The 25308-nt window shown below is 58.0% G+C and carries 14 protein-coding genes; 7 read left to right on the forward strand and 7 right to left on the reverse strand.

Going from position 1 to position 25308, the window contains the following annotated elements; all coding sequences use genetic code 11:
• Window positions 1-532 precede the first annotated feature (532 nt).
• Window positions 533-715 carry a hypothetical protein gene (locus tag FYK55_RS14255; RefSeq protein ID WP_150077102.1) on the reverse strand — a complete coding sequence of 61 codons (183 nt, stop codon included), beginning with the start codon at window positions 713-715 and terminating at the stop codon, window positions 533-535.
• Between the two features lie 242 nt (window positions 716-957).
• Between FYK55_RS14255 and FYK55_RS29740 the strand changes: the two genes are divergently transcribed.
• Window positions 958-1341 carry a hypothetical protein gene (locus FYK55_RS29740; RefSeq protein WP_150077103.1) on the forward strand — a complete coding sequence of 128 codons (384 nt, stop codon included), beginning with the start codon at window positions 958-960 and terminating at the stop codon, window positions 1339-1341.
• A 405-nt stretch (window positions 1342-1746) separates the two neighbouring features.
• On the forward strand, window positions 1747-4209 hold the full coding sequence (locus tag FYK55_RS14265; RefSeq protein ID WP_315854044.1) for an arylsulfatase: 2463 nt from the start codon (window positions 1747-1749) through the stop codon (window positions 4207-4209).
• A 117-nt stretch (window positions 4210-4326) separates the two neighbouring features.
• Here FYK55_RS14265 and FYK55_RS29115 read toward each other — a convergent pair whose 3' ends face one another.
• A complete protein-coding gene (locus tag FYK55_RS29115) occupies window positions 4327-4503 on the reverse strand; it encodes a hypothetical protein (RefSeq protein WP_161604503.1) in 177 nt (58 codons plus the stop codon).
• Between the two features lie 176 nt (window positions 4504-4679).
• On the opposite strand from FYK55_RS29115, the gene FYK55_RS14270 reads away from it, so the two are divergent.
• The 3 genes from FYK55_RS14270 to FYK55_RS14280 all read left to right on the forward strand — a co-directional run bounded on the left by FYK55_RS14270 (window position 4680) and on the right by FYK55_RS14280 (window position 11286).
• Window positions 4680-6272 carry an arylsulfatase gene (locus FYK55_RS14270; protein WP_150077104.1) on the forward strand — a complete coding sequence of 531 codons (1593 nt, stop codon included), beginning with the start codon at window positions 4680-4682 and terminating at the stop codon, window positions 6270-6272.
• Between the two features lie 527 nt (window positions 6273-6799).
• The gene (locus FYK55_RS14275) at window positions 6800-7195 is read left to right on the forward strand and encodes a BlaI/MecI/CopY family transcriptional regulator (protein ID WP_150077105.1); all 396 of its coding nucleotides are present in this window, start codon (window positions 6800-6802) and stop codon (window positions 7193-7195) included.
• A 2-nt stretch (window positions 7196-7197) separates the two neighbouring features.
• Window positions 7198-11286, forward strand: a complete 4089-nt coding sequence (locus tag FYK55_RS14280; protein ID WP_150077106.1) for a M56 family metallopeptidase — start codon at window positions 7198-7200, stop codon at window positions 11284-11286.
• 296 nt (window positions 11287-11582) lie between these two features.
• Here the strand turns inward: FYK55_RS14280 and FYK55_RS14285 are convergent, their stop codons facing one another.
• The 4 genes from FYK55_RS14285 to FYK55_RS14300 all read right to left on the reverse strand — a co-directional run bounded on the left by FYK55_RS14285 (window position 11583) and on the right by FYK55_RS14300 (window position 17646).
• Window positions 11583-12659 carry a hypothetical protein gene (locus FYK55_RS14285; RefSeq protein ID WP_150077107.1) on the reverse strand — a complete coding sequence of 359 codons (1077 nt, stop codon included), beginning with the start codon at window positions 12657-12659 and terminating at the stop codon, window positions 11583-11585.
• A 19-nt stretch (window positions 12660-12678) separates the two neighbouring features.
• Complete coding sequence (locus FYK55_RS14290; RefSeq protein ID WP_201743716.1) at window positions 12679-15105, reverse strand: arylsulfatase; 2427 nt, start codon at window positions 15103-15105, stop codon at window positions 12679-12681.
• Between the two features lie 1165 nt (window positions 15106-16270).
• Complete coding sequence (locus tag FYK55_RS14295; RefSeq protein ID WP_150077108.1) at window positions 16271-17398, reverse strand: HlyD family secretion protein; 1128 nt, start codon at window positions 17396-17398, stop codon at window positions 16271-16273.
• Window positions 17395-17646 (reverse strand): DUF3302 domain-containing protein, encoded by a 252-nt coding sequence (locus tag FYK55_RS14300; protein ID WP_150077210.1) that lies wholly within the window; start codon window positions 17644-17646, stop codon window positions 17395-17397. Before FYK55_RS14300 ends, FYK55_RS14295 begins: the two co-directional genes overlap by 4 nt.
• A 663-nt stretch (window positions 17647-18309) precedes the next feature.
• On the opposite strand from FYK55_RS14300, the gene FYK55_RS14305 reads away from it, so the two are divergent.
• The gene (locus tag FYK55_RS14305) at window positions 18310-19716 is read left to right on the forward strand and encodes a pectate lyase family protein (protein ID WP_150077109.1); all 1407 of its coding nucleotides are present in this window, start codon (window positions 18310-18312) and stop codon (window positions 19714-19716) included.
• A 97-nt stretch (window positions 19717-19813) separates the two neighbouring features.
• Window positions 19814-20848, forward strand: coding sequence for a hypothetical protein (locus tag FYK55_RS14310; RefSeq protein ID WP_150077110.1), 1035 nt, complete (start codon window positions 19814-19816; stop codon window positions 20846-20848).
• Here FYK55_RS14310 and FYK55_RS14315 read toward each other — a convergent pair.
• On the reverse strand, window positions 20832-24746 hold the full coding sequence (locus FYK55_RS14315) for a c-type cytochrome domain-containing protein (protein ID WP_235908690.1): 3915 nt from the start codon (window positions 24744-24746) through the stop codon (window positions 20832-20834). The genes FYK55_RS14310 and FYK55_RS14315 overlap by 17 nt on opposite strands.
• Window positions 24747-25308 lie beyond the last annotated feature (562 nt).

Below are 25308 nucleotides of genomic sequence, written 5' to 3' on the forward strand. Positions count from 1 at the left end.
GGATCGGTTGGTTCTCGGATCAGTCCCCGCTGTCGTCACCGTTCAATCCCTACGAGTTTCGTACCAATCGTTTGCGGGAGCACGGTTTGCCGAACGTCCTGATCCCCGCGAAGCAGCCAATCCATGATCTTGGTTGTTGTGCCGAATGCGACAAGCCGGCAAGTGACTTTCGATCCGTTCCTGTCTGGTGTCTGTCAAGTCGTGATCAATCGATCGTGTATCGGATAGCGCGACGATGGTCGGCCGACCCAAGATTTTATTGGTTTGTCGTCCCGTGGTCCTTGGCGTGGTCTTCCTGGCCATCTTTTCTGTCGTCTCCATTCGGTTACCCGTGATTCGGGAGGGCTGATTTTTCATTCTCGCCGTTCCGATTGCGTATTTGTTGAACCCGCTCTGGCGTTCGATCGCAACTTCATGGGCACGAGATGAGCTTCGTCTGCCTTTGTGCGCCGACCATTTCAAATCCGATGAAAAGACCATGGGTGAGTGGCTGAAGTGGCCAGCTCGAATCTGTCTGATTCTCCTGTTTGCTTCAGCGGCTATTTACGGCATCGGCGTCTTGCTCGGTTGGCTCGACGCGTTGGATGGACTGGCAATTCTCGGCTTCGCCGCGATGGGATTCTTTCCGTTTTGGTTGCTCGTCTTGGCCTGGGTAACCTGGAAGCGAACTCGCTTCGGTATCCGGCAATCGGATGATGTCATCGAGTTGTGGCATTGCTCAGACGGATTCCGGATGGCGCTTGCGAGTCGGTGGCCGGGTTCCGTTACCGATGCGGGTCCGACTACCAGCCAAAGACGTCCAATCGACAGGGATTCCCCGAACCCCTACAAGCCGCCGGAAGCGCCGAATGGTGAAGACGACTGAAGGGGCAGCAGATGATGCCTAAGGAATTCCCGTTTTTGCGCACCGAAGTGAAGCGAACAGGCCCCCTTTAGCAAACGGAGGTACAGCGACGGATGAAGTTAATTTTGAAATACGGTGGATGCTCCGCGGTTTCTGCGCTTGTCGGGCTGACCTGTGCGATGATCGTTGGTCGTCTGTGGTGGCCACCCGGGGCTGCGCTAACGCTGATCGGAATCGGGCTGGTCACGGCCGCATGCTTCGCGCGGCTCCTGACGTTCCGGTTCAATTGGCCCGCCTCGATCATTGCCAGCGCAATTGGGGCCATGATCGCCTGCTTTTTCGCTGGAGCCACCGCGGAGGTGTTGCCACCCGGCAGTACCGAGTGGATGGTGAAAGGCGGCTTGTACGGTGCCTGCTTTGGTTTGCCGGTGGCAATCCTGCTTGCGCCATTGGGTTTGATTGAGGACCGGCGGAGGGATCGTGACGCCATGTCATGATCGATCAGTCGATCACTCAACCGCGACGGACCGACTTGCTTCGATCGGATGCGACATGGTTGTTGTCGCAAAAACAGGAAGCCGGATCAAACGACGTGCGTGCCCCAAGTGAACTTTGATCGATACCGATTTGCTCCTACGACCATTTTGTCCTCAGTTCTCTGATTTCGCTCTCCCGTCTTTCTGCTCTCTGCAAGCCACGAGCGAAGTGCTTCCGTTGGTGTATCACAGACTCCGAAACCCTCAATAGTTTGGCGACTTTTGCTTGCGGCTGAGAAAACAGTCGGGGAGAATGTGTCGGGATGCCAGCTGAGACCAAAGGTCTATTGAATCCTGAGGCACTCGGCTGTGCGTTTTCAGATTTCAGTGTCTTGCGTGTCAGGTCGACCACCTTTGGAGCCAACGATGAAGATTCGACCCCATGTGATGGCCGTCACATTTTGTTTCGCAGCGGTTGCGTTCTCCGGCGTGAACGCTCAATCGATCGGTCAAACGGGAGGATTGCCTGCGGCTGGTTCTGTTTCGCGCGCGCACCTGCCGATGGCGAACACCATTCGCGCGGATCTGATCACGTACGACGCAAAGGATCCCGACAGCAAGTTTCCGCCGATCCCTCGAGTTCGGCCTCCCAAGGGCGCGCCCAATGTTCTTGTCATTCTGATCGACGACGTAGGCTTTGGCGCCTCCAGCACTTTCGGCGGACCCTGTCAAACCCCGGCATTGGAGCGGCTTGCCCAAGGCGGATTGCGTTACACCCGCTTCCACACGACCGCCCTCTGCTCGCCGACGCGTCAGGCATTGCTGACCGGCCGCAACCATCATTCCGTCGGGATGGGGGGCATCACCGAGATCGCCACCGGCGCTCCGGGATACAGTTCGGTGCGGCCGAACTCGAAAGCGCCTCTGGCAATGACACTGAAGCTGAACGGCTATTCCACGGCACATTTTGGAAAGTGCCACGAGGTTCCGGTGTGGCAGACAAGCCCGGCTGGTCCGTTTGATGCATGGCCAACCGGCGGGAACGGATTTGAGTACTTCTATGGTTTCATCGGCGGTGAGGCGAACCAGTGGTATCCAACGCTTTATGAGGGGACCACGCCGGTCGAGATCGAACGAACGCCCGAAGAAGGCTACCACTTCGTGCCCGACATGACGGACAAGACGATCAAGTGGATCGGTCAGCAGAAGGCACTCATGCCGGAAAAGCCATTCTTTGTCTATTTCGCGCCCGGTGCCACGCACGCACCGCACCATGTGCCGAAAGAGTGGGCCGATAAGTACAAGGGCCAGTTCGACCAGGGTTACGACAAGCTCCGCGAACAGACATTCGCACGGCAAAAGCAGCTTGGGGTGATTCCAGCGGATGCGAAATTGACAGCGCCCAACGCTGAGGTTCCAAGGTGGGAAGAAGTCCCTGAAGACTTCAAGCCAGTACTCGCGCGCGAAATGGAAGTCTACGCCGGTTTCCTGGAGTACACCGATCATCATGTCGGCCGATTGATCGACGCGTTAGAAAATCTTGAAATCCTTGACGACACGCTTGTCTATTACATCGTGGGTGACAACGGCGCTTCGGCCGAGGGGGGCATCAACGGCTGTTACAACGAGATGAGTTATTTCAATGGTCTTCAGGACCTTGAGACGCCCGAGTATCTGACTGCCCGGATCGAAAAATTCGGCGGCCCGCAGTCGTACAACCACTTCGCCGTTGGCTGGGCTCTTGCCATGTGCACTCCCTATCAGTGGACCAAGCAAGTCGCTTCGCACTGGGGTGGCACTCGCAACGGAACCGTGATTCATTGGCCCAACGGAATCCGAGCGAAGGGAGAGATTCGCCATCAATTTGCCCACGTCATCGACGTCGCACCGACCATTCTCGAGGCGGCCCGTCTGCCGCATCCTGAATCCGTCAACGGTTTCCAGCAGGAGGCCATTGAAGGGAAAAGCATGCTCTACTCGTTCAACGATGCGGACGCCCCGGAACGGCATACCACGCAGTACTTCGAAATGTTCGGAAACCGCGGCCTGTATCACAACGGCTGGACGGCCGTCACCAAACACCGGACGCCCTGGGCACCGCAGGACGCAAAAATGCCCGCATTGGATGACGACAAGTGGGAGCTCTATTCCGACAAGGACTGGACACAGGCAAACGATCTTGCAAAGGAGATGCCGGAGAAACTGTACGAGCTTCAGCGGCAGTGGTTGATCGAGGCCACGCGGTACAACGTCCTTCCCCTTGACGACCGCCTGACCGAGAAGATGAACCCGGATACCGCTGGCAGACCCATCCTGATCAGCGGCGATGAGCAACTGCTCTTTAGTGGGATGGGGCGGCTGTTGGAGAACAACGTGCTGAGCATCAAGAACAAGTCGCACTCGGTGACGGCGGAGATTGTCGTGCCGGACAAGGGAGCCGAGGGCGTCATCATCTCTCAGGGCGCGAACATCGGCGGTTGGAGCCTGTACGCGAAGGACGGCAGGCTCAAGTATTGCTACAACTGGGGAGGTTTCAAAAACTTCTTCGTGGAATCCGCCCAACGGCTTCCTTCTGGCCAGCACCAGGTGCGGATGGAGTTCGACTACGCGGGCGGCGGCATGGGCAAGGGCGGCACGTCAACGCTCTATGTGGACGGCCAGAAAGTCGGTGAAGGCAAGGTCGACGCGACGCTCGCCATCGTGTTTTCCGCCGATGACGGGTGCGACGTGGGCGAAGATTCGGGCGCCCCGGTCTCTCCGGACTACGGGCCCGTTGGTAATGCCTTCAACGGTGAAATTCGGGGTGTGCGGCTCTCGATTGCCGACGATCCGGACAATCACCTGATCGATCCGAAGGAAGCCATCCGTGCGGCGATTGGACGGCAGTAGCAACGCGGTAGTGTCGCTTTGACGCGTGGCGGTCGTGTTGAAAGCCGCAGGAAGCTGCGGCGAGATCGACTAGGCCAGAATCGATCCAGCCAAGCGTCGCCCCGTCCACAAGCGACACTACTTCAGGGCGACACGCACCTGGTGGATCTTTCCGTTGAAGCGAAAGGGTCGGTGTTCGGAGTAATCTCGAGAAACGACTGACCCCAGATCGACGCCGACGTCGAAGTTTTCGCTCGCGGTGAAAGCGGCCGGTGCAGTCAAACACCAGGTAGCCGTCATCGAGGTAGTAGTCATGTGTGGTCCAGGACTCATTTGTCACTCGTCACTGCTACCGGAGAATGAAACCGGAGCATCTTCTGGGGGGCCAGCAAACAAGTTGCATATGAATATTTCGGGAAGATCAATGATCAAAAGAGTTTCTGCTACCATGTTGATCGCTACTGGCTTTTTGAAACCACGGAGACACATCGATGAGAATTTTTTTACTCGGTTTGCTCGCGACTTTCAGTTTGTACGGGCTTGAACCGGCGCTCGCGGAAAAACCCAACATCCTTGTGATTTGGGGAGACGATATTGGCACCTGGAACATCAGCCACAATAACCGTGGAATGATGGGATATCGGACGCCCAACATTGATCGCATCGCCAAGGAGGGGATTTCGTTTACTGACTACTATGGCCAGCAATCGTGCACTGCCGGTCGCGCTGCGTTTCTTTCAGGCTCGGTCCCGGTGCGGTCAGGAATGACGAAGGTCGGCCTGCCTGGCGCTGAACAGGGCTGGCAAGAGTCAGACATCACGGTCGCCGCGGTCATGAAATCACTCGGATATGCCACCGGCCAATTCGGTAAAAACCATCAAGGTGATCGCGACGAGCACCTTCCCACGAACCACGGCTTCGACGAATTCTTCGGCCCTCTTTACCACCTCAACGCTTCGGAGGAACCCGAGAATCGCGACTACCCAGGCGACTATGTCTTACCCAACGGAAAGACCTTTCTGGAACAGTATGGTCCGCGGGGTGTCATCAAATCCAAGGTCAATGCTGACGGTTCCCAGGACATCCGAGACACCGGTCCACTCACCAAGAAGCGGATGGAGACCGTCGACGAGGAGACGCTCGCCGCCGCAAAGGATTTCATCAAGCGTCAACACGAAGCTGGCGAACCGTTCTTTTGCTGGTGGAACGGAACGCGAATGCACTTCCGGACTCACGTCAAAGAGGAACACAAAAATCTTGCCGGACCCAACTCCGACGAATATGCCGACGGCATGGTGGAACACGACATGCATGTCGGCGAACTGCTAGAACTTCTGGACGACCTTGGCATCGCCGACAACACCATTGTCCAGTACTCTACCGACAATGGTCCACACTACAACGCTTGGCCGGATGCGGGAACGACGCCTTTCCGTTCCGAGAAAAACTCCAACTGGGAGGGTGCCTACCGAGTCCCGGCATATGTCCGTTGGCCCGGTCACTTTCCCAAAGGTGTGACCGTCAACGGCATTGTCGCCCACGAGGATTGGCTGCCTACCTTCGCCTCCGCCGCTGGCAAGACCGACATCAAGGAAGATCTGCTCGACGGGTACGAAGCCATCGGCCGGACCTACAAAAACCATCTCGATGGCTACGACATGACGGAGTACCTTTCCAACGCCGACACTTACAAGTCCCCCACCGAAAGCTACCAGGCTTCGCCACGTAAGGAGTTCTGGTACTTCAACGACGACGGCAAAGTGGTTGCCATTCGCTTAAGCGACTGGAAGTCCGTCTTTCTTTCGAACCGAGGCCGAACCTTTCAACTCTGGCGAGAGCCCTTCACCGAGTTGCGTCTCCCATTGCTTTTCAATCTACGTCGCGACCCCTTCGAGAAGGCCCAGCATAATTCGAACACTTACAATGACTGGGCCCTCGATCGTCCTTACGTCATCGTGCCCATGCAGCAGATGGCGGCGAAATTCGCGGAGACGTTTATTGAGTTCCCACCGAGCCAGAAGCCAGGTTCGTTTAATCTTGACGGCATCGTCGAGAAACTGAAGGAAAACGGCGGCTCGAATTGATTTTGTCCCCACTGCACCGCGTCAGGCAAAGCGGACCTCCAACGCAATCAGGCTCGTCAGCACCAACTGGCGGGCCTTTCTTTTTGGCAGTTCTCGCTCCTTTGTCTGTTACGCACGGGGATCGATGCGACTTCAGGTATCCGCGTGCCGGGTCTCGACGACGGCACGCTCGACAACTTGAGTTGCCGATGCTTGAGATTCCGGCGGGGAATTGGGGCCGCAGTGCCGTGTGAACAGCGGCATGGCGCAAGCCGCCGGTGGACGCAAAGAAGCCCGCGGCTGGCGCCACGCGGCTCACGGAAAGGGATCCCGATTCCAATGCTTCGACCACGCCGGCATGCCCGGGTTGGCCAACGTTCAACGAAGTGGTTCTGCAGCGGCGGAGGCGGTGGAGCCGCAGGCTTGAAGCGTTCTTGGGAGCGATTCTCAGGGCGAGATGGATGAGGTTCTGAGATTTCGGTTGACTTGGGCCGGAGGTGCCAATACGCTAACACCTGCCAAAAAATTGACACAAAGGCCGATCGACCATGGTTCCCAGGAAGACAATCAGCTCTCCACTTGCGCCTCGCGAAAAGCAGATCATGGATGTCCTGTTCCAATTGGGACGAGCCTCCGTCAGCGAGGTGCGAGAAAAGCTTGCCGATCCGCCCAGCTATTCCGCCGTGCGCACGATGATCGGGCAACTCGAACGCAAGGGCCACGTCCGCCGAGACCGCTCGGACGTCAAGCACTACTATTCGCCCGTCGAATCGAAACGGTCGGCTGCCCGGACGGCGCTCCGCAGTGTCGTCGACACCTTTTTTCCGCGTTCGCCGGGGGATGCGCTGGCTGCATTGATCGATGATTCGGCAAAGAAATTGAACGAGGAAGATCTGGACCGGTTGGAACAGGCCATCAAACGAGCTCGAAAGCAGGGGAAATAGTCGTGCACCAGAACGTGATTTTGTCGACGTGGTTGCTGGACGTCTTTGTGAAAGCGTCGCTGTTCCTGGCGATCGTCTGGTTGGGATCCCTTGTTCTCCGCAAACGCTCGGCTGCCGCGCAGCATCGCTGGTGGACGCTGGGATTTGTCGGTTGTCTTCTCATTCCGGTTGTCTCGGTGGTTTCGCCGGGATGGACACCTGCGTGTATTCCCGCATGGATGCAGATCGGTGCGGAACCCCAAGTCAGCACGATCGCGAACTCGGAACCACCCGCGGTCTTTTCCTCCCCGCGAAACGACGGCTCGCTTCCCTTCATCGAAGTTCGCCAGCAGCGACCCGTTGTGACGCGAGCTTCGCGACCGCCAGCGGAGGAACGCGGGTCGAGCATGCCACGCGGGCAGGAATCGCCCGGCTCGGAGGTCGCCCCTGCCGCGTCGGCAACCGCAAGCTTGGCGTCCAGTTTCGCATTCTCGTGGTCCCGAATGCTGGTGATTGTTTGGGGCACCGGCGCGGGCATCATTCTGCTTCGTGCCGTTTGGCGGCACTGGCTGCTCAACCGCATGCTTGGCCGTTGCACCAGGCTGATGGACGAGGATTGGATCGGGTTGCTCAGCGAAACCTCTCGTATGCTTGGCGTAAGGGGACGGGTTCAGTTGCTCGAACACCCGGAAGCACATTCACCGGTCAGTTCCGGAGTATGGCATCCTGCCGTGATCCTGCCAAACGATGCGAGGTGCTGGAGTCTTGAGCGGAGGCGACTGGTCCTGCTTCATGAACTGGCTCACGTGGCACGAAGAGACGTGCTCGCACAAACCGTGGCGAGATTGGCTTTCGGTTTGTACTGGTTTCATCCGCTTGCCTGGTACGGCCTGCTTCAAATGCGGAAGCTGCGGGAAACGGCCTGTGACGATTTGGTGCTCAGTTGTGGTCAGCAGCCCGCGGGGTATGCCGACGTCTTGCTGGACATTGCCCGGTCCTACCGCCATCAGGCCAACGCGACCGCCGTCGGCATGGCTCACAGTAGCAATGTCGAGAGTCGGATCATGGCCATTCTCGACAGTACTCGCCGGCATGTGTCGCTCAGTCGGACGTCCGCTCGCATGTTGTTCGCGTTCGCGGCGGCGCTCGTCTGCCTTGTCGGGACGGCCGAGTTCCAGACACGGGCCCAGACGCCTTCCTCCGACACCGAGAAGGAAACGGAGAGTGAAACGCAAGCGAGCGACTCCGCCGACGCCAGCCTTCGCGATATGCGAATTCGCATTCTGGACGATCAGGGGAAACCGCTTGAGGGTGCGATGCTGCAAATCGGAGTCTGGTACGCCGAGGGTTACGATGGCTACCGCACGCCAAAGCAGCACACTGCCGATGCAAACGGAATGGTCGTTCTGCGGTTGCCAAAGCGGCTCAACATCCTTCGCTTGTGGCCCAAACAACCGGGCTACGTCGGGCAATTCAAAAACTTCGGACAGGGAACACACCGTGAAGGCGAGTTAATTCCTGATGAGTTGGAGTTCAGGCTTGCCAAAGGCCATCCCATCGGCGGTCGGATTGTCGACGAAGCGGGCCAGCCCATCGAAGGCGTGCACGTTCGCGTGAAAGTGGATGACGTGCCGGGCGTCAGCACGTGGCTTACCGATTCCTTTGGCCAACCGACGGTGAAGACGGACTCCAACGGACGTTGGCAGCTTAACAATGCGCCAGCCCAGCGCGAGAAGGGAACCGACTGGACGTTCGAGTTGAAACTGAGCCACGACGACTTTGTCACGGACAAGTACTGGGGCGAATCTCAACGCGCCCAAGGTGTCGGTACCGCTGAGCTTCGGCGAGGTGCGGCGGAAGTCGTCCTGCACCGCGGAACGCCCGTCCATGGAACCGTCGTGGACCGAGAAGGAAAGCCGGTCACCAAGGGCTGGGTCGTTTGGAGCGACGAGCCATATTTCAACGACGGCGTCTTTGAAGCAGAACTGCAAGGCGATGGCAGTTTTCGGACGCCACCGCTGCCCGAAGCCGAATACCCGATCACGATTGTTGCTCCCGGCTTTGCCGCACAGCGACGCATGATCAAAGTCGGCAGTGACTCTGCGGAACAACCGTTCGAACTGCAACCGGGTAAGCGAATCACGATTCGCTTCGTCGACAGCGCGGGAAGTCCCGTGCCAAAGGTGGGCGTCTATCTGGCAAATTCAAGCGCATCGAATACCTGGCAGGGCTCGAACGCCCTGCACAACCACAAACATCCGAACGTCCCGGACTACGGAATTCCCCGACAAGCCAACGAACAAGGCGTGTTCGTCTGGGACTGGGCACCCGAAGAACCAGTTCGATACAGCGTGGGAGCCAAGGGGTTTGCTCGACAGGAGATTGCCCTCGTTGCGAAAAGCGATCCCCACGTCGTGACGCTCGCGAGCGCGCGAGTTGCCACGGGTTTGGTGACGGATAAAACGACGGGCGAGCCCATCGCAGACTTTCAAGTGATGCCGGTCATTGTCTTTCGTCCCAACTTTTTCAGCACACGGTATGCGGATGTGAAGCAAGGGGCCCAAGGCCGCTACGAGCTGCCGCTCACGGGCAGCGCCGACCCCAACGATCGCTATCGCGTCCGTTTCGAAGCGGAGGGTTATCGGTCCATCATCAGCGAAGAGTCCTTCGGCCCGCTGGACGGTCGAGCCACTCTCAACGCGCAACTGGAACGTGCGCCGGCTCGGAAAGGTCGCGTTCTGGACGCAAAAGGCACGCCGGTTGCCAACGCGAGCGTCCTGGAAGGCACCCCGACCTGGGTTCCTAACACGAGCAACGGGGAACCCAGCGGGTTTCGCGAGCGGATCGGAGAAACCGACAGCGATGGCCGGTTTGAACTGGGCGCGACCACGGAGCCGGTTCGGCTTCGGGTCCTGCACGAGGCGGGCTTCGTCGAGAAGCTTCTCCAGCCGGAGGACGATTCCGTCGGCGAACTGAAACTCCAGCCGTGGGCGAAAGTCTCTGGTCGCTTGATGCGAGACGGCAAACCGGTGGGGAATCAGTCCATCTATTTCAGCGCTCTGGTGAATCGAGGACTGGGCGAACCGAGATTCCAGGATTCCTACCACGCTCAAACCGGGCCCGACGGCACGTTTTCGTTTGAACGTCTTCCGCCCGTCACCGGTAGCCTGAGACCGTACCTGGGGCCCTGGCGCGATTCTCCGCTGACGTCGGCACAGAGCCTGCCTCTGGAACTGCGACCGGGTGAACGCCGCGAAGTGGAACTTGGTGGTGACGGTGCCGTCCTGACCGGGCAGGTGGTGGCGACCGGTCGCGATGAAGTCCCGCTGGATCGTCAGTATTCACTCAACTACCTGGTCAGCCGCGACCGCTCGATACGCGAGTTGCCCGAAGATTTTCCGCCGTTGAGTTTTGATCCGTCCAGTCCCATGCAGCTCGCCTGGAGCCTGGACCCACATTTTTCTGACTACCTGGCGACGCGCGAGCACCATTTCGTCAAGCTGACCCCTGACGGAGACCTGCGGGTGACGGGAATTGCCCCGGGCGACTACGATCTCGTGATTCGCCTTTACGAGCAACCCGCTGGCTGCCTGGTCGAAACCGTGGGCGAGAAGATCGTTCCCGTCCAGGTGAGAGGCGATGAAACGATGGATCTAGGTCGAATCGAAGTGCCATGCCGCGCCGGGCCGCGTCCGGGCAGCGACATGCGTGCTTTCGAGTTCGTTGATGCGACTGGAGAACAACAGACGGTCAACGAGATGGCGGGGCGTCATGTCCTGATGCAGGTGTGGGCCAGTTGGTGTGCTCCGTGTCTCGCGAGCATGCCCGACATCCAACACACGGCCGACGATCTGGCGGCAGACGCCGTCACCTTTGTCGGACTGAACATCGATGAAGACTCCGGTCAAGCCAGCCGATTGGCGAAGCAAATGAACTGGAGCTGGTGCCAGAATTACCTCGGCGAAGGTTCCGACATGGCCCGTCAATTGGCAATCAGCTCGGTGCCGACGTACTACCTGATCGGCCCCGACGGCAAGCTGGTGGCTTCGGCAACTGAATGGACTGACATCAAGAAGCAGTTGGCCGCTTCACTCGCTGCGACCAACGAGTGATTTCGACCGTTCGTCGCCAACTTGACGGACCACCATTCGAAAGACTCGCTCGAGACACTCCAGACGGCTGATTCGGCGACGGCTGACGACGCATCAAACCGAAACCCGAGAAGGAGTAAGATTGAGCCTTCGCGGAAAACCTCGCGGCAACAGACGCTGATCCGCAAAAGATCGTTCAGGACGGAATGATGCACGGTCGTCCGCCAACCGCGACACCATGGTCGGGTGAGTGCTGTCGGCGTGTTTCACCCCCATGGTTTGTGTGTGCGTCAGTCACGATGGGGGCCGGTTCTTCTTCAGAGCATGAAGGAAACGCTCAAAACAACGATCAACAGGATCGGATACAGCCAGCGGGACCAGCGGTCGAAGCGATTGACCAGTGCCTTTCTCTCGCGTTTTAACAGGGTGGTGTTGGACACCGTTTGAAGCAAGCCCACGAAGACCAAGAGTGTCGATAACAGGATGAACCGGTCCATGCGAGTGACATAAGAAACGCGGGGCAGCATCACAGTGATTGCAAACAGATAGGCAACCAGCGTCAGAAAAGCGGAAGTTGAGATGCCGATACTTGTTCCGACTTGCTCGGGATCAATCCACCTTGGCAGCCACGACATGATGACGATCAGGCACAGGGGAATGATCACTTTCAGGATGTAGTAGCCTGCCCGGCGGGTTATGCCAATTCGCATCTCGTACCCGGCGCGACCCTCCGCAGTCTCGACACCCAGGTAGGGCCGTGGCTCCGCTTTCCAAGAGACGACGTCGAAATCCGGTAACGAGAACGACTTTGCGATTTGAGATGGAATTCCGTTCGCGACGAGTGGTACGACGGTGATGTCTTGTTCCGAAAGTCGCGGCGCTACCAGATGAATGGAGAGGACCTGGCTATCGAATGGGAAATCGTGCAGCTCCAAGGGTTGCGAAAAATGGCCCCATACTTTTTGCTGCTCGATCACCGTTCCATCGGGCTGAATCTCGACAAAGTCAGGATACGACCTCCACTGATTCTGCAAGCCAACGATGGTCAGCTGAGGATTCCAAATCTCCGTCAATCGTCGATTGATTGGTCCGGGGCCTTCGTGAACCAGAAACGGACTCTTCCAGCGGGCTTCGTAGAACACGCTTGCGGCGAAGCTTTGATCGGCCGAATTCACTTCATCGATATCAAGGACGATGACTCTGATCTGCACCTCCGTCGGTTCGCCCCACGCCGTGGGGCGTTCCAATTCAGGCTTCGGCTGATCCTGAGCCACCGGCGGCACATCGCGCGGCGACGTTTGCGGATCGTCCGCCCCGCCGACGCCCGGCCAGAGGCCGAGCGTCACGACGAGAACGAACAACTCAAAGAAACGGCGATTTCCCGTCCAAGTCATTGCCTGCGAGCGGCACAAATCATTGCCGCCTCATGATGCGTTTGGCTTCGAGTTCGAGGTTCAGGTAAGGCTCGCCCTTGACCGACACTGCAACGCCCTGAATCGTGCCATCGGTGAACTTGCCCGGGGCCTTGTACAGCGTACTCACCGCGTCTTCGCTGTCGTATCCGACGCAGAGGCCTTCACCGGAGAAGCTGAACTTGCCCGGCTGGGTGCGCATCTTGCCGGACGCCACCACTTTGTCGTCGACATAGAGCTTGGTCTCGCCCAGGGTCTCGCCATGGTCGCCTTTGCCAGTCTTCTCGAACGCCATGCCGAGGGTGTATTTACCCGGCTTGAGTGTCACGTCAGACTCGAACACCTGCTCCGGCTCGATGCCAAGAAAGTTGTACACGTAGTAGAGCTTCTGGTCCTTGATGAACAGCGCATGGCCGCCGAAGCGTGAACCTTGGGCGAAGATCACGCCTTCGGTTTTGTCGGTGACCTCGACGTTGGCAAGGATCTTGTACGAACGACCCCGCACGTTGACCGCCACCCCTTCCGGTACAGGTTCCGTATCTGGGTAGTACCGGTACGTGTCGCGGGGAGGCTCTTCGGTCGGGCGTGGGACGGTTATGATTTCTACAGCAAGGCGATCGTCCAGTGGCAGCACGTTGTTCTCTTTCGCCTGTTCCATCCAGAGGTCTCTCAGCTCCTTCAGCTTATCCGGGTACTTGTCGGCGAGGTTGTTAGACTGCGAGCGGTCCTCCACCATGTTGTAAAGCTCCCATTCGTCCTGATCGAAGTCCCCTTTTCCACCCAGCGGAACGTGCACGGAGGCTGCATGCCATCCATCCTTCCAGATACCGCGCGTGCCGAACATCTCGTAGATCTGGACCCGTTTCTGCGTCGGGGCGTCCGGTTTGGCATCAAACGTGTAGGCCATGGATACGCCGTAGAGCGGGTACTGTTTTACGCCGTGATTGAACTCCGGCATTTCGAGTCCGGTGATCTCGAGCAGCGTCGGCACGATATCCGTTGAATGGTGGTACTGGTGGCGCAGCTCGCCACGTGCCTTGATGCCTTTGGGCCAGCTGATCACCAGCGGATCCGCGGTGCCCCCCTCGTACTCTGAGTAGCGTTTGAAGAACTTGTAAGGCGCCGAAAAGGCGGCAGCCCAGCCGGTCGGGAAGTGTTCGTAGGTGTCGGGACCGCCCAGCTTGTCGATATACTTCATGTTGTCTTCGAGACTGTCCGGAAAGCTGTTGAAAAACTTGTTCTCGTTGACCGAACCGTTGGGCGATCCCTCTCCGGAGGTGCCGTTGTCGGCAGCGTAAATGATGAGCGTGTTTTCGTACTGATCTGTTTCCTTCAGGTAGTCGATGACACGGCCGATCTGGTGGTCCGTGTAAGAGGAATAGGCCGCCCAGACCTCCGCCATGCGGTTGAAGAGCTGCTTTTCCTGGTCGTTCAGTGTGTTCCACGGACGGACGTAATCCAACGGGTTGGCCAAGTCTTTCGGAAGAGGATTGACGGCGGTGTTGACGGTATTCTCGGGGATGATGCCCCTCTCTTTCATCCGTTTAGTTACCCATACGCGATAGGCGTCGTAACCGTCGTCAAACTTGCCCTTGTATTTGGCGATCCATTCCTTGGGAGCCTGGTGTGGCGCGTGGTTGGCCCCGGGGTTGAACCACATGAAGAAGGGTTTGGATGGATTCGAAGCGTTCTTGTTACGGAGCATCTCGATCGCCTGATCCGCGAGATCCTTGGACAAGTGATAACCATCCTCGGGCATGTACGGCTGCTCGATGAAATCGTTGTCCTTGACCAGGAACGGATACCACTGGTTGGTCTCGCCGCCGAGGAAACCGTAAAAGCGGTCCCATCCTTTCTGCAACGGCCACTCGCCGCGATACCCGCCCGGCGCCACATCAACTTCCGGCACATTGTGGTTCTTGCCGAGCCACAAGGTGGCGTAGCCATTGGACTGCAACACTTCCGCAATGGTCGTGACCTCTCTGGGAAAGCGAGTGCTATAACCCGGGAATCCCTCTGCACCTTCGGCAACATTGGCATACCCATTGATCCAGTGGGTGCGGCCGGTCTGCAATGTGGAACGTGTCGGCGAGCACAGGGCGGTAGTATGCCAATTGGTGTAAATCAGCCCATCAGCGGCGAGGCTGTCGAGTGTCGGCATGCTGAGGCGGCCGCCATAGGGAGACCAGGCCGCCTGGCCCGTGTCGTCGTACAAAATGAACAGAATATTCGGCGCTCCTTCCGGTGCCTTCTTGGGCATGAACGGTGTCCAATCCGGTTTGGAATCACGGACGTCCAGCTCGATCTTGCCTTCGAATCCTCGAAGGAGATCCGATGAGGAATCGTCCGTCGACTCTTGTTGCGCCCACGCGGAGCTGACGAAAAGAAATGCCGTCGCCACGACGACAGCTGGCCTCATGACTTTCATGCTGTTCCTTTTAGTAATCGCGAAAGTGCAAAGCGTGTTGATGTTTCAAGGTCTTCGTAGAAAGGTGGACGTGGGCTTACGGACTATCGCAGGTCGGCCCACGTCGAGTTCGCAGGGCAAGGTCATTTGGTCCGACCGAGCATCACCACCTTGAAGTTCGGCGGGTACTTCTGGAGCACCTGCTACCGACTTGCTTCGTCGCCAAGCGGGATGACAAGCGGGAGATGCCGGACCCCGTCGGACACGTCTTCCTTGGAATTGGTGTAGAGGTTCGTGACGGTCGGCACCGTGCCTTTCGCTTCGCCAACGTGCCATTTGCCAACGGGCTTGGGGGCAATATCGATCGCGATGGACCATTACCACATTTTTTGTGCCAATCACTGGCAACGAGACATCGATGACCGATCATATCGGGACGTAGCTTTCCGGCGGTTCGCAGGAGCGCGCTTTCATCGGCCACGATAAAAACCGAATCGCACTGCTCTTCCAGGAGGCTCCGCACGCCTTCAAGCATTGGCATTGGGTTGTGCGCAATCATCACGATGTCGTATTTCATTCGGTTTGTAAGTCCGGTAAATCGCACGCGCGCCAGTGGGCGGGTGCGGCCACCAGTGGGCACACCCGCGCACCGCTGGGGCTAGGCCAACCTCTCAATTGTGTCCGACAGCAACCGGTCGTCTGCCAGAGGCCATGAAGTAGACCACTCGGCCGAACGGAACAATCACATTCGAATCTGCCCGCATGGTGCAGATCGCCGGAATCGAAAGTCCAAGAGTGGAACTGCTCAAATTGCGTGAAGAAGATGCGAGGATCGCCGTCCGCCGTAACTGGACTCGCTCTCAGTGATTCATAAAGCGAGCCCTAAGACGACACTTTTCGCTGTCGCGTAGATCGACAGCGCCACCTACAATCAAAAACACCGTGATTTGCCGTGCAATGAGCGACAAGGCGGTAGACGCCGGTAGTTGCGATAGAACCCGCGGCTATGTCACGCGGTTCACGCAATGGCACACTCGTGAGCCAGGTGCAGGCGCTTCGAGCCCGCTTCGCCAAGCACGCCTGCCGCGAAGCTTTGATCGGACGAATCGGTTGCGTTGATTCGAATCTCGGTTGGGAGCAGGCTGGCCGATTGGCAATTTTGCTCCGGAGAGATGCCCAGGCTTGGTCAAAGGATGTAGTTCAGCCAGGTCTGCATGCGCATCATCACGCGGCGAATCAGGTGGGTGAATTGCGATTTTTGGGTATAGATCGCAGCGGTCCCCACGGCGCCTCCGGGAATCTCTTCGACGGACACACGGTCATCGGTGATTTCCAGCACCACCTGAAGGGGCTCAGGATATTCTTGCTTCGGCGAGACATCTTCGATCACACCCGAACTTCTTACCTGGCCACCGGACGTGACGTCGGCGATCCCCAGAACCTTGGCCTGCAGCGTTGTTCCCGGCAGGTACTTGAGCACGATTTCTGCTGGTTGACCGACTTTCACGTAGCGCAACTGATTCTGGTTGACCGCCATCGAAATCCTTTGCCGGTCGCTTTCGATAAAGACGAGTTTGCTGCTCAGGGGGATCGCCGCAACGCGTGTGCCTGGCCGCAGTGCGAGTTGTTGCACGATGCCATCGGCGGGAGCGCGCACGGTGGTTTGTTCCAGGTTGTACTTCGCCTCGGCTAATTGCTCTTCGGCTTGGGCGACCGCCGTGTTCACTCCACTGCTGGTCGAGGCATCGAGTTTCAGTTTGGCTTGTTGCAATCGTGCCTCCGCTTCGTCGTACGCACGATCAGCCACCTCCGCCGTGCGTTTGTCGTCGTCGTATTCCTGTTGCGAAACGGCGTTGCTGGGCAAGAGTTTCTCACTCCGTTGGAACTCGCCGCTGGCTCGCTCACGCTCGGCGGCGGCGGTCGCCAGTGCGGCCTCGGCGATTGACACATCACTTGCAAGTAGCTCGGGTTGCTGTTTTGCATCGATCAATGCTGCTTCCAAACGTCTGACTTCGTACTGGAACGGCGCTGGATCGATTTGGAACAGCACGTCTCCCCGTTTCAATTTGGTGAGCGGCTTGACAGGCACTTCGGTCACCTGGCCGGACACCGCGGGAACGATTTCGTCCACGAATCGGAACACGGCGACCGGGCCGGCAGGTGCGCCCCACTGCATGGGAATGAACAATCCGACCAGCAACACCAAGAACCAGACAATGGGTGACAGCTTCCAGGCCAGGTTCATGCGGATGATGCCCAATTTCCACACAAGCATCAGCGCGGCAACGTAAAGCAGGGTGAGGAAGACAATCACGTGTCGCTCTCCATGCGTTTTTGGGAATCCGCCGGTACCTCTAAGAAGGCCCACACGTAGGCGACCGGCAGCAAAAGGCCACCCGTCAGCAGGCCAATCCAACCACAAGCGGCAACCGCATCCGCCTGCGGGTGCGAGCGTTTCCGGGCAATGCGTCCCGGCAGATAGCCCAGCAGCAACGCTCCACCGGCGATCGTGGCGGCCAGAACGAGCAAGACAATCAGGGCAAAGATATCCAACGCGTCCATTTGACGTTTTCTCACAACCTGTCTGAACGCCATTTTCTAGATGGGCAAATCCGTCACCACCCGGTTGCTTGAAACGCCTGGATGATTTCCTTCGCAGTCCAGATGACGGCCCAGGAACGACTATTCTGCAAATCGGTGATCCGGAATGTCAATGAGTCGAAAGACTCAAACTTGAGCGACGTGGACCGCATCAACCGGCACCCCGCAGCATCACCCTCTTCTCGCCATCAACGAATCGCAAGGCCTTGCCGTGGTGAACGGGCATTTCGGTTCGTCGTTTCGATTGTCGCATCGACTCAATCGAGTCGATGCCAGGCGACACCCTGGACGGGCACGCGCCCGCGGAGCGAACTTGTTTCCAGGCTAGCCTGCAAGTCTTTTTTCGGCAAACACTTGTGGCAACGACGAGAGCCTGCTCGTCAATCGGCCGGATGCGAACACGGTCTGGTGGCGCTACGACAGAATCGTCCCGGCCGATGCAGACTGGTGAGTTTCCGAATGCGACGAACGGGGACTGAACAAAAACTCTTGGCAGCGAACACATCCGTTGTGAGATCGACCAGTTTGAACGAGAACATCGAGCAAGTCAGTACTTCGTTCACTATCTTGGAATGGGCGTGTTGGCCAGGAGTGATGGAATCAACTGACGCAAAGGTAGCCTGAATGAACGTTTTGGGATTCAATCGGATCACCGCTGCTGCTTGGCTGGTCGCGATCGCAAGCGGCTCGACCATGGCACAGGCCGCTGAATTGAAGGCTTTTCCTGGCGCTGAGGGTTGGGGGGCGGCCAGCAAAGGCGGGCGAGGCGGTAAGGTGATCAAGGTAACCAATCTTGACGCGTCGGGCCCGGGGAGCCTCGCGGAAGCCTGTGCCGCGGATGGACCACGAATCGTCGTTTTCGAGGTGAGTGGCGTCATTCGCGGCAACATTCGAATTACCAATCCCTACCTCACCATTGCCGGGCAAACGGCTCCGGGGGCGGGCATCACGGTCGAGGGTGTCGTCTCAAGTTATGACCATGGTGTGCACGACATCATCATTCGGCATCTTCGCATTCGTCCTCGTCGTGACATTGGCTCCGGAGGCGACTGCATTCAACTCGGTGGTCTCGGCCCCAAGGGTTCGGGTACCTACAACATGATCCTTGACCACCTGTCCTTGAGCTGGGGCAACGACGAAGTCATCGATCTGTACCACGCGCATGACGTGACGGTTCAATTTTGCACCATCGAGGAATCTGACGATCAGGGGCACAGCAAAGGTGCACATAACTTTGGACTGATCTCCGCTGCAAAAGACAGTGGTGCCGTCTCGGTGCACCACAACCTTTGGGCGCATCATGCACGACGCGTCCCCTGCATGGCACCGTACCGCGAACATGCGGCAAACGATTTTTGCAACAATTTGATTTACAACTGCCGTGGCGGCTACGCCGATGACGGTCACGGTGCAGCGGCCAAGAGCCCCGTCAACTTGTATCAGAATTACTACCGACGCGGGCCGCAGACGCAGGATCGAATGTACCCCTTCGCCCTTTCGCCGCACATGAGCTATTACGTACGCGACAACTACTTCGAGGACTGGGGTGATCAGGGCCATCCTCGGCATTGGAAGTGGGGCGGACCGGACCGCGCACCAAAGTGGGTGCAATTCAACAACAATGGGCGTGAGTTAGACGCCCCAGCCAAGACACCGCCCATCGAGTTGGTCGATGCGGAGACGGCGTTCGCGCTGACTCTCGCCAGGGCGGGCTGCTGGCCTCGCGACCGGGTCACGAAACGCACCGTCCAGGAAGTCAAAACCAAAACAGGTGCTTGGGGTCGCAATGCTCCGCTCGAGCCAACCGACGAATGGTTCCTTGAGGGCCTGGCGCAAAACCAAGCACCCAAAGACACCGACGACGACGGGCTGCCGGATGTCTGGGAGAAGGCGCACAACCTGGATTTCAACAATCCCGCCGACGCGACGACGGTGGTGGCGGCGGGTGAATCGAAAAACGATCGTCACATGGGATACTCTCACCTTGAGTACTACCTCAACGAGCTGGCAGACAATCTTGTCGCTCAGTGAGGTTCGTCCAGATGCGTCCCTTAAGAGCGATGCCGCAAACCTGTTACACTTGTAGCCACCCGTAGTGGATCCTCCCATCTGGAAACTCGCGCTGTTGATGAACGCAAAACGAATCTCTGTGTTTGTGCTAGTGTTGGTGACCGCGATCTCCCGGTGCTCCGCCTGGCAAGAACCTGCCAAGCAAGAATCGACAACTGCGAATCATTTCCTCGAATCGCTCAAGCGCAGCAGGCAAGCTCATCTCAGGATCACGGAGACGATCAACAAGGGCGATAACCCGACCAAACTGGATCCGGATAAGCTGGTGCTTCGCGCGTACGACAAGGCTATCGCCAGTGCGGAAAAGATCATCGCGGCGGGTGGTACTTATGGACAAAAAGAAGTCACGGCCGATCAAGAACGGATTAACGACGTCTCACAGCGAGTCCGCGAGAATTACGTCAATGCGGCCAAGACCCAGGTTGCCGACGCTCGCAGAGAAGCCACCGAAACGTACGAACGCGCGGTGGCAGAGGCGATGAAAAAGCGTGCCGCAACGCTGGGTGACTCCGAGGCGACTTACCAACGCTCGGTCGCACAGTCGAATCTGACGCTTCGCTTGAAGAGAAACGCTGGCAAGCTGGGGATCGTGGTTTGGAATCTTCCCGCCAGAGCCAAGCTGCACGATCGATCCACGGTCGCGGTCAAAATCGAACTCCTGCAGCAAGGCCGCGTGGTTTGGACGAACCAACTTGCCAGACTCAATCGCCGCGGCGACAACAGCGCCTTTCGCCTCCCCAATGTTTTATTTGACAAGGTTCGAATCGAAACCACGCGTTGGGCGGGCAGCGGCAGCGGGCTCGCCGAGGTCGAAGTGTATGCCGGCACGGAGAACCTCGCGCTGGGACGGCCCTGCGAAGTCAGCAGCATTGAAACACTGCCAACACACCTGGACGATCGTGACGCATTGACCGATGGCGTGACGCAGCCGACCGAAGCAGGAGAGGGCTACTGGATTCCGGAAGAAAAAACGAAGGCTACCGTGACGATCGACCTGCTGGGAGCGGCCAATCAAGAAATCATCGATGCCGCAAAGGCTCGTGCTGCCGAGGCGCAGGCCGCCAAAATTCGCGCCGCTATTCCGACTCGCTAAGTCGATCGATCTTGCGTTGTACGGATCGCTTGCGGGAGTCGCTCGTCGTCGCCTTCAGCTGTTCTTCGTAGCTTTTCTTCGCCAGATCATTTCGCTTCAGTTTGACGTACAAGTCAGCCAGTCGACCGAGGTTGGATTCGTATTGTCGGTCTTCTTTGTCTTTTAACAGTAGCGTTGCCCACTCGTTGGCGACCAACAAGCCATTCTCGTATTCTTCAGCACGTACCCACGCCTCAACAGCCATGCGGTAGTACGTTCCCGCGGACGCGGGCGTCTGCTTCGCCTGCTCGTGATAGTCGGCTGCCTGCACGCGATATCGGTTCAGTGGGTCAAGCTTTTTGGCGACTTCAGCATCAAATTTTGGAACGGGCAGCGAATGGGTTTGGCACAGCAGCTTGATCCTCTCAAAATACCGTTGCGCGCTGCTATCGCTGCGGCAATGCTTGACCGCAGCGACCAGGCAGCGGACTTCATCGGCTGGCATCTCATGCTCAGCGTACGCGTCTGCCAACTGCGTGTAGGGCGTCTCCGAGCGTGAACTGTTTGCGCCGCTGGCGATGGTGTCGATGGCCTTCTCAGCAGCGGCCATGCAACGCAACGATTCTTCTTTCTCGCCTGCTTCGTGCCAGTAGCCCGCTGCCCGCAACAGATTCGCCGCGCGCCCGGAAGCATCGTAGGATCGGCTCGCTTCGATCTGTTGGGCCTGGACTCGCGGAGCATACTTGGGATCGAGTAGGGGTTTCGTTTGATCGTCAAGGGTCAGCGAAGCATCCTCCTGCATCAGCGCTTCGATCTGAACCTGGTAGCCTGAGATCGACGAAGCAAGCTTTTCACTCTTGAGCGCGACAATCCATTGATTCAAAGCCGCTTGGTGATCGCCCGCACGGACAAACAACTTGGCGAGCTTGTCGTGATTGGAGCGAGCTGATGTGCCAGCACGCTTGTTGGCAGCCGAAGCCTTCTTGACCGCTTTGATCGCCCGGGCGTTGTCTCCCGCTTTGATCCATAGGTCTGCGGCTTCCATCATCGAATTCACGATCAAGGTTGGATGGGTACTTGCGTTTGATTCGGCCTGAGCGGCAGCGATGGCGAATCGGCGTTTGGGATCGAGCAACGATTCGTCGGAGGGTGCATCCGCACCGGAGCCTGCTTGGCCGTCGGGCATGGCGGCAAGCGTTGGTTGCTGGCCGACCGCTCGGGCAAGCTTCGCCTGCAACTGTTCGACCGAGTAGTCGGGGGCTTGCGCGATGAGCGCGGATCGGTATCGCTCGGCCGCCAAGTCGCGTTCATCAAGCCGCATGTAGAGATCCCCCATCTCGACGTAGGCGTTGGCGATCGCGTGGGATCGTGCAGCTCGCCACGCTTGAAAGGCCTGCTCGAGCGACGTCATGGCTTTCGACTTGTTGCCGGATTCCACGAAAGCCGATGCTTGCAGCAGATACAGGTTCGCTTTTTGTGTTCCGAACGCGGAGGGGATCTCTCTTTCAGTCAACCGAGCGGCTTCCAGTCCGTTACCCGCTTCCACCATGAGGTTGGCAAGCGTGACGCAGCGCTCAATTTTCATCCGTTCGCCACGCGCACGGAGAATTTTGTCGAGTCGTTCCAGCACAACCCGATGCTTTGTGTCGTCCTGCTGGATGTTCGAATAGAAATGATCCAACACGAGCAGGGTAGGCTCGTGATTGGGGAATTTGGCGAGCTGGGGTTCGAACGTGTTAGCGATCGCCCGCGTGGTTGACAGTGGCCATTGAAACGGTTCGGTAGAGCGACTCCAAGAAGGATCTTTCCCGGTCATCGCTTGCAACGTGGCAAACATCTGTTCGCGTGTTCGATTCACTTCCCGCGGCGTGCGGCAGCTGTTGATGATGTAACAGTACACGTCCAGCACCGCTTCCACCGCTTCCATTCGCTGGTAGAACTCAACGGCTTCCTCACAGACTTTCAGTCGGATCGTTGCTGTCGTCGCAGCTCGGATGGCAATTTCAAAGTGGGGAGCCGCGTCGCGCCACTTGGTTGAAGTAGAAAGTTGCCTCGCTGTTGCCAACGCTTGTTCTGCCACGCCGGGTTGGGTCCCCATCGGCAACGAGGAGATGTTCATCCGCTTAATCGCGGGAGCGGGGGGCTGCGCGGTAGCTTGCGGCGGCACGTCGGCAATTGCATTGGGCACCGCCACCGTCGCGCGGCGCCCAAGATTCAGTGCATTCGTCAATTGGAAAAACGAGTCGACGAATGTTTCTCGCTTTACAACACCTCCTTTGCGGAGCAGCGAGCCGACGCGACGACTTAGATTGGAATCGGAAAGTTTCGTGAGTTCTTCCAACATTGACTCCGGCGTCATACCAAGTTCAGCCGACGCCAACGGCAGATCCAGCTCGTTGTTGTATCGCAAGGATGCCAGGACAATGGGTTCGCCCGCCTGCGTTGGCTGGTCGATACCAATCTCGCTGGCTGCCAAGGCTGTCAGGTAGGCCTTCGTGTCCTTGGCGATCGCAGCCGATACGGTTTCCGAATCGGGGTAGAGAGCAAGAATGTCATCCGCTCTCGGATAGACTGCCCGATTGGCCAACACGTGTTGCCGGATTTCATCGGACTTCTGAATGAATCCGCCGTAGTGGCACGACATGCAGGAGACACCGTTTACCACTGCACGGTCCGGCTGACGCGGGTCACTGACGATGCTGGTGGGGCCTTTGTCGATGCGTTTCCCCTCAGCGTCCACCAGCATGTAAGCCAACATCCCGTTGGGAAGTTGAAAGATAATCTCACCTCCGTCATGTTCGAAGTCGGTTGCCGTCTTACCCGGTCCCATCGGCAAGTCAAACAAGTTTTTGCGGCCGGACGACCCGGCGAAGTCATAGCTTTTCCAGTAGGCTCCAAATATCGACTCGTGACGCTCGATCAAGCGATTGTGCTGCGAGACACCGGATCGAGTGAAACCGGCGCGAACCACACGCGTTTCTTCTAAATTGCGCTGAACGTCTACTTGAAGTAGTTGCTCCAACTGGCGATCGGTCGCCGGGATCTGCGCCAAATCGTGATAGAGCGGCGGACGCGAGGCGGCCGACGTGAACCAATCCGCTCGCACCACGGGAATCAGGGAATGAGTTTGATCGCGGACTGTGACAGCGGCCTCGCTCGGGTGCAACAATCCGTAGGGGTAGCCCGCCAGGATCGATTTCCAACTCTTGTCCGTCCACTTCAGATCGCGCAGGTCGATCCGATACACCGTTTCCAGGTTGTTGACGACCCGCAAATTCGCGAGCTGCCGATTCCAAGACAGACTGTTGAGCAACTTGGCGAGCGCGGTGCGGTAGATTTCGAGCTCATCCTCGGAATAGCCGGCGTTCGCCAAATGCGTTATCGAAAAGTAACGAACATAGACGCGTTCTTTGGCTGGAACGGTGTTCAAGTCCCCAGCCAAGACTTCATAAAACGCATCCGGGGTGACGAATTGCTGCGGCACCGATTCCTTGAACGGTTTGGAACCGGAGTGAATCCAACTGCGAATGGTCTCAACGTCCTCATCGGTTGGACGTGGCGATTCTCCATCGGGAGGCATCGGTGAATCCACCGAGACCATTCGCTCGAACAACAGGGAATCCTTGGAACTGCCCGGGACAACGAAACCGGACGAGATCAGCTTTTTACGCGAGGTAACAAAACCGAATCCACCCTCGTCGGACTCGTTCTCTCCGTGACATCGATAACAATTCCGGCGGAGGATGGCCTCTGCTTCGGACGCAAGCTGCTTATCGACGACGTGTGGGTTTTCACCGAAAGATTGCGATTCGTAAGAGTGAGCAGCGGTGTCAGCACTCGGTGGTTCGCTTGATTGCGAAGCATTGACTTGAGTCGGCATCGTGACCCGCGGCGACGAAATGACTTCCGTTTGTTCCACCGTTCCACCGCCAGCCGACGATTCGCTTGTTGCAGTGTTGTCAGCTTCAATGGCTGATGGCTGAGGCACATTTCGCCTACGGATCGATTCAGGTGCTGGATCGGTTCGCAAAGCGGGATCCGTCCTAGCGTTAATCGCCGGGTCAACTGTCTCGCCAGCCGCCGGCGAGGCGGGATCCGTTTTCAAGGCAGCTTCGGTATCTGCGGGACCGGGCTCCGGTATCGCGGGTTGCGGAGAGCTTGCGGTGTTGTTTGCGACGACGGCTGGCTCTGCACCGCCCATGAGAAAGTACGCCGCGCCACCGAGACCAACGAGGACAAGCAGGCCCGCCGCTACGAACAGCTCGGCCTTTCTAGACGACCGTGCGTCAGGGGCCGTGTCGGCCGACGGGACAGGCATGCATTGCGCGGTCGGGGCTGCGTGCGAGGATGATTGGCGCGCGGCAGACAGTTTTGACAGATAGTCCTGTCGATGCGGAGGACTTGCCAACTCCTGATAGGCACGCTTGATTTCGGCAGCGAGCTGTCTGCACGCCTCGTGGTCCGGACCGCCTCGCTGACCG

The sequence above is a fragment of the Roseiconus nitratireducens genome (assembly GCF_008629675.1).
Taxonomy (GTDB): Bacteria; Planctomycetota; Planctomycetia; order Pirellulales; family Pirellulaceae; genus Stieleria; species Stieleria nitratireducens.